11 protein-coding genes and 1 pseudogene are annotated in these 12,959 nt (G+C 27.7%); 9 read left to right on the top strand and 3 right to left on the bottom strand.

Annotation, left to right across the window (positions count from 1 at the left end):
• Nucleotides 1–61: 61 nt before the first annotated feature.
• Both L3B98_RS15010 and L3B98_RS15005 read right to left on the bottom strand, forming a co-directional pair.
• Nucleotides 62–445 (bottom strand): annotated as a pseudogene (locus L3B98_RS15010) (manganese catalase family protein); the annotation flags it as partial.
• Complete coding sequence (locus L3B98_RS15005; RefSeq protein ID WP_238917324.1) at nt 369–2,090, bottom strand: recombinase family protein; 1,722 nt, start codon at nt 2,088–2,090, stop codon at nt 369–371. The gene L3B98_RS15005 and the pseudogene L3B98_RS15010, both read right to left, overlap by 77 nt.
• A gap of 300 nt (nt 2,091–2,390) precedes the next feature.
• Here L3B98_RS15005 and L3B98_RS15000 point away from each other — a divergent pair, with 300 nt between their 5' ends.
• The 9 genes from L3B98_RS15000 to L3B98_RS14960 all read left to right on the top strand — a co-directional run bounded on the left by L3B98_RS15000 (nt 2,391) and on the right by L3B98_RS14960 (nt 12,499).
• Complete coding sequence (locus L3B98_RS15000; RefSeq protein ID WP_238917323.1) at nt 2,391–2,855, top strand: hypothetical protein; 465 nt, start codon at nt 2,391–2,393, stop codon at nt 2,853–2,855.
• A gap of 442 nt (nt 2,856–3,297) precedes the next feature.
• Complete coding sequence (locus L3B98_RS14995) at nt 3,298–3,909, top strand: hypothetical protein (RefSeq protein ID WP_238917322.1); 612 nt, start codon at nt 3,298–3,300, stop codon at nt 3,907–3,909.
• Nucleotides 3,910–4,076: 167 nt separating this feature from the next.
• Nucleotides 4,077–4,838 carry a hypothetical protein gene (locus L3B98_RS14990; protein WP_238917321.1) on the top strand — a complete coding sequence of 254 codons (762 nt, stop codon included), beginning with the start codon at nt 4,077–4,079 and terminating at the stop codon, nt 4,836–4,838.
• A gap of 53 nt (nt 4,839–4,891) precedes the next feature.
• Nucleotides 4,892–5,269 carry a (deoxy)nucleoside triphosphate pyrophosphohydrolase gene (locus L3B98_RS14985; RefSeq protein WP_275298432.1) on the top strand — a complete coding sequence of 126 codons (378 nt, stop codon included), beginning with the start codon at nt 4,892–4,894 and terminating at the stop codon, nt 5,267–5,269.
• A gap of 105 nt (nt 5,270–5,374) precedes the next feature.
• Nucleotides 5,375–5,896 carry an HNH endonuclease gene (locus L3B98_RS14980; RefSeq protein ID WP_238917319.1) on the top strand — a complete coding sequence of 174 codons (522 nt, stop codon included), beginning with the start codon at nt 5,375–5,377 and terminating at the stop codon, nt 5,894–5,896.
• Nucleotides 5,897–5,898: 2 nt separating this feature from the next.
• Nucleotides 5,899–6,051 carry an HNH endonuclease gene (locus L3B98_RS14975; RefSeq protein ID WP_238917318.1) on the top strand — a complete coding sequence of 51 codons (153 nt, stop codon included), beginning with the start codon at nt 5,899–5,901 and terminating at the stop codon, nt 6,049–6,051.
• Nucleotides 6,052–6,242: 191 nt separating this feature from the next.
• The gene (locus tag L3B98_RS14970; protein WP_238917317.1) at nt 6,243–9,476 is read left to right on the top strand and encodes an ATP-binding protein; all 3,234 of its coding nucleotides are present in this window, start codon (nt 6,243–6,245) and stop codon (nt 9,474–9,476) included.
• Nucleotides 9,477–10,463: 987 nt separating this feature from the next.
• Complete coding sequence (locus L3B98_RS14965; RefSeq protein WP_238917316.1) at nt 10,464–11,969, top strand: phosphoribosyltransferase; 1,506 nt, start codon at nt 10,464–10,466, stop codon at nt 11,967–11,969.
• Nucleotides 11,970–12,352: 383 nt separating this feature from the next.
• The gene (locus L3B98_RS14960; protein WP_238917315.1) at nt 12,353–12,499 is read left to right on the top strand and encodes a hypothetical protein; all 147 of its coding nucleotides are present in this window, start codon (nt 12,353–12,355) and stop codon (nt 12,497–12,499) included.
• Between the two features lie 125 nt (nt 12,500–12,624).
• On the opposite strand, the gene L3B98_RS28960 is transcribed toward L3B98_RS14960, so the two are convergent.
• Nucleotides 12,625–12,759: a hypothetical protein gene (locus tag L3B98_RS28960; RefSeq protein ID WP_275298431.1), complete on the bottom strand. Its 135-nt coding sequence runs from the start codon at nt 12,757–12,759 to the stop codon at nt 12,625–12,627.
• Nucleotides 12,760–12,959 lie beyond the last annotated feature (200 nt).

Here is a 12,959-nt window from a genome sequence, read left to right as displayed (position 1 = left end):
TAAAGTGATTTAGTATCATTTTAAGGCAGTCTTCTATTTATATAACAATTATATAAATAAATTATTTATATTTTTTCATATCCATTTTTTCTTGGATATGGTCTAGGCATTCACCAAATCTTTGAAAGTGAACTACTTCTCTTTCTCTTAGAAATGTAAGAATTTCTTTAATCTCTGGTTCATCGGTTAAGTGTATTAAATTCTCATAAGTTGCTCTGGCTTTTTGCTCTGCAGCTAAATCTTCATGTAAATCAGCTACTGGATCGCCTTTTGCTTGAATATATGTGGCAGTCCATGGGTTGCCAGTTGCATCAGTATAAAATAATGCCTTTCTATGATCAGCATAATGGCCAGCAAGGCCTGCCTTTTTAATTTCCTCTATAGTTGCATTTTCCATAAGCTGATATACCATTGTAGCAATAATCTCCACGTGAGCCATTTCTTCTGCTACTATTGCTTAAAGGTAAAACAACTTGCCTTGGACGTTCTTTATCTGATCCAATTAATATAATATCTAAAATCCTTGTTTTACTATCCCAAACAACATATTTAACAAGACTTCTTATTAATCTTTTCCTGTCCTCAAACTTTTCGGTAAAGTCATAGAACTTTTGAAAATTATCCAAAGTAGTTAATATTTCATCTAAAGATTCATAAGTAGAAGCAATGCTATCATTAGCTAATGATAATTCATTAATTAAGGAAGTAAGTTCATTATTTCTATCAGTAAGCTTTTTTATTTCGGTTTTAAATGGTTCAAGTAATTCAGGATCATTATCAAGATATACCATTTTCATTACTAAATTACTAATAGACTTTTTATTACTTTCAATTTCCTTTGTGAAGCTTGAAATTTGAGCTTTGTTACTAATTTTAACCACATTTTTCTTTTTTAGTTTCTCATAATTTTTAATTATGTCATTATGAGTTAAGGATTTTAATGTATTAACAACAAAATCTTCAGCATCATAAGCATTTAGAGCATCGTTAGTACATCTATTTGCATTCGAATTTCTTGAATTACAAGAATAATATCTGTAAGCATATTTACTACTTAAATTTTGCCTTGGAGCCATAGCCGATTCACATTCTTTACAGACAACTAATCCAGATAATAAAGCCTGCTGGCTTGTACCTTTTCTGTTAGAAGAATTAGTATCCTTTATTTCATTTGCGATCTGCTGACACCTAATCCATGTATCACTAGCAATAATTCCAGGATGTTCACCAACAGATATAATCCAATTTTCTATAGGAGCAAAACTTCCTTTTTCAGTTCGTCTATTATAGGCCATAACACCATTAATACCATTTATTTTTTCATATCCAAATACTTCAGCACAATGCTTTCTTAAATAATCCAATATATTTTTGTCTGCAACTGAGTAAGTAGGATTATCAATAGTTTGTTTAACTAAGTTTCTTGAGAAAGGAGAACCATTTCTACTATAAATTCCTTGATCCTCTAATAACCTGCTTACTTTTTGATAACTTTTGTATTTCATGAATAGCTCATAAACAAGCTTAGGAACTTCACTTTCATTAGGATTAATTTGAAGAATATGCTTTTTTCTATTTTTTCCATTAGAATCGTTATTCTCAACTTCAATAGATTCATAACCAAGTGGAGGAGGACCACCAAGCCATCGTCCAGTCTTAGATAATTCTCTTAAATTATCTTTTATACGTTCTGCAATAGTCTCTCTTTCAAGTTGAGCAAAAGTAGCAGAAATATTCATCATAGCTCTGCCCATAGCAGAAGAAGTATCAAATTGCTCTCTAATTGAAATAAATGCAGTATCATATTTATTCAGTATTTCTATAGTACTTGCAAAATCAGCAACATTTCTAGATATTCTATCAAGTCTATAACAAATAAGATGAGTAAATTTCTTAGCTTTTACGTCTCTCATAAGTTTCTGGAATTTTGGCCTATTTGTATTACCGCCAGAAAATCCTTCATCCTCATAAATTTCATAATCATCTATACCAATATTTTTAGCATATTGTATACACATATGAATTTGATTTTCTATTGAGTCTCCTTTCTCTGTAAATTTACTTTTACGAGAATAGATTGCTGCTTTCAATATGAATCAATCCTTTCTAGAGTTTATAGTAATTAAGTTAAAATACATATCTATATATAGCTATCTTATTATTACAGAGATAGATAAATTCTTAAATATAGGTAGTGAGTTAATTTAATATTTTGGTTAAGAGTTATTGAGAATATTATATCATAAATTATTATGTTGCGAATATACGTTTGCGTTAAGTAATAGTGTTTTTAGAAGAATTTGTGGTATTTTTGTAATTTTATGGTAAAGATTAGATAGCTGTGCTATAATTGCTAAAAGATAAATTATAACTTGTAGGAGGCATGTGATATGAACGAAGAGGTAATTGCTGAATATCATATTAAAGAAATGAAAAAAGAAAATTTAGAAAAATATAAGAAAGCCGGTGTCTGGGCTTTATGGGCTGAGAATGTAGATGGGAAAAGAGTATGCCTTGAAGTTGCACAAACGTCAAACATATATAAAGAAATAAATAGTGCACTTTATATATTATCTAACGAAGATGATTTAAAATGTAAACAGTGTTCTGAGACATATGATTCAAGGCAAAGGCATCATGGATATAGTGTCAAATTTAAGATTCATAAGTGTAAATCATGTGAATATGTAAGTAATCTAAGAATAAAATCTTGGAAAAGGAATCCTAGATATATTGATAAATATCAAGATATGATTTTAAATTATCAGAAGTTTGAATTTGTATCAGTAGATGTTTCTCCTGAAATGGAAAAGAAATATGCACAAGCAAAGCAAGCATTATATTGGTTCGGATAATTTGCTTGCAGCATGGCAAAAAAACAAAATTAGTAACTCCAGTAAATGTACAACTTCCAATTTCTAGAGTTGCTGTAGATGTTATTAGAGATAAAAATTTAATAGTGAATTAGAATATCACATTATTTATAATCAAGGATGATTTTCGGTTTTTTATTTAAAATACCACATAATGCTACATCGTGCACATCAATATGATGATTTTAAGTTGATTTATTACAATGAACATAAAAAAAATATTAAGAGGATCAATAAAGAATTGAGTAAGGTCGAAATAGCAAAGTTATTAGGAGGAGGGCTAGCAACATTATACAGATGGATAGAACTATATGAAAAAGATATTGATGCATAGATTCATATTTATTAGAAAAGATAAATGCTTTTAAAAATTACTTATAGTATACTGAAAATTATAGGAAGATATTGTATGAGGGGGATAATTGTGTTACATAATTTTAATAATCAACTAACAAATTGGACAAATATAATTTCTTTGTTAAGTGGCTTTGCGTCTATAGCAGCATTAATTATATCAATTTTAGCATTTAATAAATCTAATCAAAAAGCAAATCTTGTCTTAAAGTATAATGTATATGATTCAGAAAAATATTATAATGGAAAATACTTTGAAGATGGAAATGGGAAAATTGTATTTGTAGAAGAATTTGATGATAGTAAAGAAAATGTCTATGGTGAATCTTGGGGACAAGTTACGATATGTAGACCAGGATCAGAGCTTAACCTTGTAATAGAAAATAAAGGAAATATACCAGCGAAAAATATCGTAATGAATTTTAAATTTATAAATATGGCCATAGAATTTAAAGAGAATGGATATTGGAGAGGAATTTCGCATATTCACGCTTATGGTACATGGAATGAAATAAGATGGGAACCAAAAGATAACACAGTTATACATAATGGAATACCTGTAACAATGTGCTACTATTTTAATAGATCTTATATTAATAGAAATAGTGCATATATAGAGGTTATATTGTCAGCTGAAAATATGAAAACTAAAAAGTTCAAAATACCAGTTGAGTTAAAATAAATATTGCTGATATTTAATCAAGAGTTATGTTAGTAAAATAGCTTACATTGTGGGAAAAGTTCTAGATTACATGGGTGGAGTTTTTATACAGGATGAAAAGTAATTATGATTCTTTAGGTAATAAGGATTTGAAAAATATTATTAATAACGAATAAAGAGGTAGAGTTGTGAAGGTAGACATAAATAATTATAGAAATTTTTATTTTGGAACAGGGACTGAATATTATATTTTAAGCAAATTTTATATGATGGGATTTGAAGCATATAAATTAAATCCAGATATAGGATATGATTTACAAGTAATGAATACTGCTAAAAATTTGTATGAGAATAAAGATAGAATAGAATATAATATCCAAATTAAATCATCAATACTGATAAAGGAATATACTGAATTTTGGATATCGGATAAAGATTTTTCAATGATTTTAAATGATGAGAAAGGTATATTACTATGCTCTTTATATGAACCAATCATGAAAGCTGATCCTAACAGTTTCTATTATGATAGAACCGGAAGTGATGAATGGGACAAAAGGCTTGAAGAAGGTGGAATGAGAACATTCATTCAAAATTATCATAAATACAATATAGAAGATAAAGATCATATTTTTAAGTTTATTGATTTTAAGATTAAATATTTTTGGTTAAATAGGATGCACTTAAGAAGACTTTTTGAAGAAAAGTTTATAGGTGAAACTGAAAAAGATGGAATCAATTATAAAGTAATAAAAATAAAAGTTGATATTTCAAAAGACGCTATTAGAGTATTAGAAAATGATCGTAAATGTACAGAAGATAAAATGTACTTTGAAAAGTTTTTGGTGGATGAAGTAAAAAGTATATACTATTTAATGAATAATTGTAAAAGTAAATATGACTTACAAGAAGGAAAATTATTTGAATGTGACAATCCTAGATATAATTAAATGATATTATTTTATAGAAATTTATATTTAGGATTGTGAAAAGGAGAGCAAAATTGATAGATGTAGTTGCAGCAATCTTAACTAAAGAGGATAGAATATTAATTGCAAAAAGAAAAGAAGACAAGAGCCAAGGAGGACTTTGGGAATTTCCAGGAGGAAAAGTTGAACCAGGTGAAGAGCCAGAGGAAAGCTTAGTTCGAGAATTAAAGGAAGAAATGGAAATTGAAGTGGCTGTAAAAGAGCATGTTGCTGATAGCATATATGACTATGGTAATATTCAGGTTAGACTTATTGCATTTAAGGCTGAGATTTTAAGTGGAGATATTATTCTGAATGATCATAGTGAGTATAGATGGATACTTATAAGTGAAATGGATAATTTTATATTTGCGCCAGCTGATATACCAATTGTAGAAAAACTAAAGTTTTAATGAGATAAAAGGGAGAACTACATATGAAAATAGCAAATTTAAAACAAGGAGACATATTAAGTAATCAAGAGTTGATGGATACTCGGGTGTAGTGGACAAGGAGGCATGAGAAGGGCTAAGAAAACTAATTCTTTAGTGCTTATATCAAATCATATAAAGTCAATATATGATGATAGATGGTATGAAGATATATTTCATTATACAGGAATGGGACAAGAAGGAGATCAAAGTTTACATTTCGCACAGAATAAGACCTTAAATGAGATGGATACAAATGAAGTAAATGTATACTTATTTGAAGTTTTCGAGAAAAAAAAGAATACATATATAGGTCAGGTTAAATTAGCTGGTGATCCATATACAGAAAGGCAGTTAGATGAAAAGAAGAATAATAGGAATGTATATCTGTTTCCGCTAAAGCTTATAAATAATCAACATATTCCAATTATAGATAAAGATATTATTGATAGTACAAGTAAGATTAAAGAGAAGAAAGCCAAAAACTTATCTGATGAGGAACTAGAGAGTAGAATAAAGTTGAGTATACAAAGAGAAGAGCAAAAGGTATATGTGAGTTCTGTGGAAAGCCAGCTCCTTTTAAAAATAGTAAAGGTGAAGATTATTTAGAAGTGCACCATATTAAATGGCTATCTAGAGGCGGAGAAGATAGTATAGAAAATACTGCAGCCTTATGCCCAAATTGTCATAGGAGGATGCATATTGTTGATAGTAACGAAGATAGAGAGAAGCTTATCTTGATTATAAATTTGAAAAATATATAAATATAATCTGCAAGCTTTTTCAGTTTAGTAAAAAATATATAAGATTGTTTACTACAATATTCAGAAATGGATTTGTGGTATTTTTGTTATTTTATGGTTTTAAATTGGTAAAACATGCTATAATAATTATATATTTTAAATATTATGTAATTATATGGTGAGAATAAAGTTATAAACATAGGGGGATTAAGATGAATTCACTAAATAGCGAATGCCAAGGAATTAAGACACAATACTCATTAGTAAAGCATTTGAAATTATATTCAGAAAGTGATGAAAAATATAAAAACTTGTATGCTACCTGGGTACAAGATGAGAAGGTTTATACAAATGCTTTAGCTACTATATCTACTAGTTTTCCGCATTATAGTATGCATGATGCAAGTCATTCCTGGAGCATAGTTAATAAAATAGAAATGATTTTAGGGGAATCTAGAATTAGACAATTATCTCCTACTGATACTTTTCTAATTTTAGAAACCGCATTTGTGCATGACTTAGGAATGATTATTAGCGAAGAGGATCAAAAAGAATTATGGTCAAAAATAGAATTTAGAAAATATATTGAAGATATTATTAACAATAATTATGATAAGGATTTAGTTGCGGCAGCAAGCTATATAAAAGATATAGAAAAAAATGGAGTAAAAAATAGTAAAGATTGGCCGATAGAAGTAAAGAAATATGTAGTAATACTCAATGCCGATTATTTTAGAAGAATACATAATAGTAGAAGTGCCGAAATAATTGTGCATTCTTCTAAAATAGAAGTTTTACGTAATCGTAATAATTTAATACAAGAAAGAATAATGAGACTTATAGCTCAAATTTCTATTATGCATGGTACAAATTTCAGTGATATAGTGGAGAAATTGTATAAGAAAGAAAATGGAGTGAGCACTGATGAAATTCATCCTAGAATGATTGCATGTTTATTAAGGTTAGGAGATTTACTGGATTTAGATAATGGCAGATTTGGTGAAGTATTATCAAATACGGTTTATATGCCTGAATCTTCAAAAGAACACAAGGAAAAACATCAAGCAATTACACATTTTTTAGTTTCACCAGAAAGAATAGAGGTTGCAGCCATTTGTCCAAATGATAGTGTTTATAGAGCAACACGACAATGGTTTGATTGGTTGCAAGATGAGTTGAAAAATTTAAGTAGTAAATGGTCAGATATTGTTCCAACTAACTTTATTGGTGGGCCTCCAAGCTTAGGAGAGATAAAATTAAGCATAAAAGATTCTAGTGGAATAACAGAACAACTAAATTTTAAGTTTAATATAGATCAAAAGGTGGCTTTTGAATTTATAGAAGGTTCAGGGATATATGAGAATAGATTAGATTGCATAAGAGAAATAATACAGAACTCATTAGATGCAACTAAAATGCAAATTTGGAATGATGTCAAAATAGGAAGATATAGTTCACTGAAAGAATGCGACGACATTTTAAAAAAATTAGAATTTAGCAGTACTGTTCCCAAATTTATAAAAAATATGTACCAATTAAAAATTCAAGTTGATTATGTGGAGGCTGATAATGATGATGAGTCAGAATTTAAAATAAGCATTGAAGATAGTGGATGTGGTATAAGCCAACAAGATTTGAAAAGGATGGAATCTGTAGGACAAAGTTGGAAAGATGATATAGAAAAATATAAAATAATTGAAGATATGCCGGATTGGATGAAACCAACAGGAAGTTTTGGAGTTGGGTTGCATTCAATTTTCATGATAACTGATACTGTTGAGATAGATACTAAGGCCGAAAATAGCGATGCATTTTATATAACATTTGTTTCTAGTAAGAATAACGGATATATAAGCACTAAAATAAACCCAAATAGAAAAAAGAATGGTACTAAGATAAGTTTTAGTTTCAAAAGTAAGTTTATTAAAGATTTAAAATTTGATATATTTAGTGATATGACTCAATACAACAGCAATATTTGGGATGATTTTGAACTTTTAGATAGAGAATTAGACTTAGTTGATACTAAATATTCATCCAAGAAAAATAAAAGTAGGATGTGTATTTTACTAAATAATTATATTAAAAATATAGATTGGTTAAGTGTGGAGAAGCAGGGGATTTTAGTTGAAGATGATTTGTTTAATGGTGATTCAATAGAACATAGTGATGAGAATGATAACTTAAGAATCTTCGATGATTATGATGATTTAGAAATAACAATAGGGTTTAATAAGTCGAGATTACTAGAAACACATGTTAGAGATAAGGAAAAACTTTCTGAGATGAATTTTAAATTTTTAGATTTATCAGAATATAATAAAGAACATAAATCTTTTTCCTTAGGTGAACAATTAAATATAAAACCATATGGAGATATTTTTTCAAAAAGTAAGGTTTATTATAAAAATATTTTTTGCTCACCAATAACTACATCAATATTTAATGTGAAATTAAATATTGTTGAAGGACAAGCAAAGCAGTTATTAAGTATAAATAGAAATAGATTCATGGATAGCGATATTTTAAAAAGTTATTTAGATAGGATAGAGAATTATTTAAGAATAAAAGTCTTGATTAAAATGCATGATTATATATGCAGTTTAGATGATAAGTATATTTTTAATTATCAAGATTACATGGATGTAATATTATTAACATTACAATATGAGAAATATTACGGTAAGGTTAATAGAGAAATTTTAGATAAAAATGTGATTTATAATGAATGGGAAATCACAGATTCAATAATGATTAACTCGGATGGAAGTACTAAAAAAGTAACTTTAAAAGAAATACTTTCTAGTGACAAGATTATGATAGTGAGAAAGTGTGACGAAGAATCTAAAAATATAGCTAAAGAAAACAAAATTAGTATCTTATTGGAGGAATATTGGTATAGAACTGAAGAGGTAATAAATCTATTAGGATTTAATCAAATAGAATGTATTGTTGCTCATGAAATTTATATAGCATCACATGATGAAATAAATAAAGAAGAAGACTACATACCTATTCTTGATTATAATAATAAAAAGTTGGTGAAAACAACACTAAAAAGTTTATATAATTATGAATCTGAATCAATAACACCCATAAGATTAAGTATAAGAGCGTTTAAATATAAAAATAAAATCAATTCTAAAATCAAATACTTAATTATTGATAACAATCGAATATTATCTCCATTTACGAAACAAATAGAGAAAGATATTTTTACATGGAAAATTGATGAAATTATTGAGGAATTAAAAGAAAGTTATAAATTTAATGAATTGATTGAATATGTATATAATTTAATGGGTAATACAGCGCACAAAAATACAGATTATAAAAAAGAAATAGAGAATGCATATAAAGAACTTATTAGTGATTATATTGAATTTGTAGTGAAAAAAGATGAAATCCAGGAGAAGGAAGTTGCTATAGATATAAAGGACATATAAAACTAAATTTTTAGTTATAGGTTAAGCGAATATTTGGTTAAGTAAGATAAAATAGTCTTTATCTTATTCTGGGTTATGTATACTAAATTTCAGATTTATGATTTTAACCAGAACATAATAATTTCTAGCCAATTGTTTCAATGATAGTCTATCCAACTCAAACTGATAAATATTGAATTATAAATCTGAAAATCTAGTATTAAATAATAACTTCACATACAAGTGTTTATGCTTATATATTTATGATAGGTAAATTAAGAACTTCTTATTTGAACGGTTACTCTTTAATGATATACTTTTCAAGTTGAACAAGGTCTTAATCTATGTCAGAGAGTACAGATTCTAAGAAGTTTTTAAATATAGAGATTCAAAAAGAACTTTGGAAGTAACAAAGTTTTGGATTTTAGAAAAAAAGAGATTCAAAGCTTTATTGAAGTAAACTCAAATTTAGATAAATAGATAGTACCTTGAGTAAATCCGATAATAATTCTAATAAATCTGAGATTAATGACACAAAGAAAAGCAAAGTAAATAAAAATAAATAAGATAACAACATCTTTTTGAATTGTAAAATTAAAATTTAATAGAGCATAATTAAAAGCTATCGATATATGAAGTTGATTATATATTGATAGCTTTTTATTCTTGGTTTAGTTTACTTATTAAATTTAATCTTCATAATTTCCACCGGAACATAATAACTCCTAGCCAGCTGCTCCAAAGAAAAACCATCCAACTCAAGCTGATCCACGGCCAAATCATCAATTAAAAACTCTGTAGTAAATATATTATATAAATTGACAAGCAGCTAGAATACCACACATTTGAAAATGAATTTCTGGTGTTTTTTGTAATTTTGCAGCATTATGTGGTAAAATATGTTATAATAGGACATACTACACATAATAGGTATTTAAACAAAGTATTATGTATCGATGTTTATAATTGATTGCATAGATATTATTAGATTTACGGAGGAATTTTTTTATGAAGTACCCAATTAGTTTGCAATGTCAACTGGAGGAAGTTAAAGAAATTATATCGCATTGGCCTATAGAAATTGATGTTCGAGATGTAATAAAGTGGATATTGCAATTTGATCCATCGGATTATGATTTGGCTATTAGAATAATAAGAAATTTAAATGTTATAGGACATGAAGATATAAAAAGTGCATTATCTGTTGCATATAGTAAGCTTATAAGAAAATCTATTGAGAGAGGAGCGCATATTAATAATAAAAATACATTATTTGCAGGTTTAGGCGATTCAGGTAAAAGTGGATCAATGATTTCGTATAATTTTCGAATTATAAACGAATTGTCTGAAGAAAATTTTCAGGAAAATGAAATTACAAAAAAGTACATAGAAGACGGTTTTATTGAAAATATTGTATTAGTTGATGATATAATATCAACAGGACATCAAGCAACAACAAGCATAAATGAATTGAAAGAGAGAGTTATACCTTATGGAGTTAAAAATATCTTTCTGTTAACAATTTGTGGATTTACAGAAGGTCTTGAAAAGGTGTCAAAAGAAGCAAATATATACACTTTTTCAGCTTTCGAATATGATAAAATGGATACAGTAGCATCATTAGATTCAAGATTTTATGACGGAATAAGTTTTGATGATAGGGAGAAAATATTAAAACGTCTTCAATATTATGGCAGCACATGTTGCAGATCAAATCCACTTGGGTATGGAGGTATTGGGGCTTTAATAGCTTTCTACTATAATACTCCAAATACAACATTACCTATTGTATGGAGCGAGAATAACTCATGGATACCATTGTTCAAAAGAGCGCGCAGGATAAATGGAATAACAGCGTACTACAAACAATTTGATAAATCTGTTAAAGATAAAACTGAAAAAGCAAAAAACAATAGAGGAACTGGCACAGAAAAATATAAGCATCTGTCAATATTCGTAGAAGGAAAAGAAGAGGAAATATTTTTTGATCTCCTTGTACGAGAATTTGACTTCTGTAAAAAACTTGGATATGAAACAATTAATATTATTGCTGTAGGTGGTATATCAGTTTCAGATAGATTAATAAATAAGTTGATTTCTGCAGATTTAAACTCAATATTTATTATAGAGAATAATGAATTGGATCCTCCATATGTTAAAAATGCTCGCAAAAAATTATCTGAAAAGGTAAGATATGTTGAATTAAATCCAAGTGTTATGGAGTTTTTTGATGTAAAAAAAATTATTTCTAAGTATAATTTAGAGGAACAATTTGTTGATGTTCAAATTGATGATGAGTGTCCTACAGTAGTTTATCATGAGTTACATGAGAGATTTTTTAGAAGGGTGCCTTTGAATTTTCGTGAAAAGCGGTTTAACGAATTTGTACCGGATTTCGTAAAAATTAAGAAAGTTAATAGTTTTATTGAAAATTTAAAATTAGAATTAGCTAACCCCATAAGTAAGGTTAAAGACCCTGAAAATATAATCCCCAACAATGAGTTAGAAAAATAACATCAAGTTAAATGGACTCGATTAAATTATGCCAAATAAAACTTTAGATAATAGATTAGTAACAATACTCTAGGTTAATAAAATCTCTGATAATATGTGACTATTATCAGAGATTTTCTATAATTTATTATATTTTAACTTCACAATTTCCAACGGAACATAATAACTTCTAGCTAGCTGCTACAATGAAAGACAATCTAACTCTGCGGCTCTGAAGCTAAATCATCAATGAAAATTCATTAGCAAAAACATTAGATTTATAGTCCGAATTTAATATTATTTTACAATAAATTCAATTAGAAAACAAATATACGAACTGGTGTTTGCACAAAAAAACAAATATTGTTGTAAAATGGTAGTAACAATTTCGGGGAGATGAGGCTATGGAAACAAATGTAATTGAATTGTTGTCAAAAGGTTTAAAGAATAGTTTTAATGAGATAGAATTACAAGAAATAATGAATCGATTTTCTATAGTAAAAAATGAATATGTATCTTTATGTAATAAAAAAAATCAGGATGAATTTTAATCATCTTGATTTTTTTATTTTGAGTTAGCGTTATTTTTGAAAACAATATTAAATTATGTATATCATCTTCAGTGATTTTATAGCTATCTCTCGAGTTCAGAAATAAGTTTCATAGCTATCTGTTCTTATAAGTCATTTTTAGAATGATCAATTGACTGTGTATTAGAAGTACCTAATAAATAATCAACTGTAAAATTAAAATATTTTGCTATTTTTAATTTGACTTCATCATTTGGTGTACTATTTCCATTTTTATACATTCCTTATACTTATAGTTCAATTATAATTGTCCCCTTTTTACTGACAAAGCAAAAAAATCGTTAATTGATATAACTGCAGATGGAAAGATAACAAAAGATGAGGTTCCTAGGTTGCAAGAAATAAGAGATGCCTTAGATGAGACTTCAGTTAAATCTCAATCTTTAAAAATATGGGCTAAAAAAACTTAATGGGTTGTTGG

It is taken from the genome of Clostridium sp. YIM B02555, assembly GCF_022320955.1.
GTDB lineage: Bacteria > Bacillota > Clostridia > Clostridiales > Clostridiaceae > Clostridium > Clostridium saccharoperbutylacetonicum.
The sequence above is the reverse complement of the archived record's forward strand: the minus strand, read 5'-3'. Positions and strand labels throughout refer to the sequence as shown.

What these genes read in the sequence shown, in the direction of transcription:
- L3B98_RS15000 (WP_238917323.1), top strand. Translation starts at nt 2,391, where the DNA reads ATGAACGAAGAGGTAATTGCTGAATATCATATTAAAGAAATGAAAAAA.
- L3B98_RS14980 (WP_238917319.1), top strand. Translation starts at nt 5,375, where the DNA reads ATGAGAAGGGCTAAGAAAACTAATTCTTTAGTGCTTATATCAAATCAT.
- L3B98_RS14970 (WP_238917317.1), top strand. Translation starts at nt 6,243, where the DNA reads ATGAATTCACTAAATAGCGAATGCCAAGGAATTAAGACACAATACTCA.
- L3B98_RS14965 (WP_238917316.1), top strand. Translation starts at nt 10,464, where the DNA reads ATGAAGTACCCAATTAGTTTGCAATGTCAACTGGAGGAAGTTAAAGAA.
- L3B98_RS14960 (WP_238917315.1), top strand. Translation starts at nt 12,353, where the DNA reads ATGGAAACAAATGTAATTGAATTGTTGTCAAAAGGTTTAAAGAATAGT.
- L3B98_RS28960 (WP_275298431.1), bottom strand. Translation starts at nt 12,759, where the DNA reads ATGTATAAAAATGGAAATAGTACACCAAATGATGAAGTCAAATTAAAA.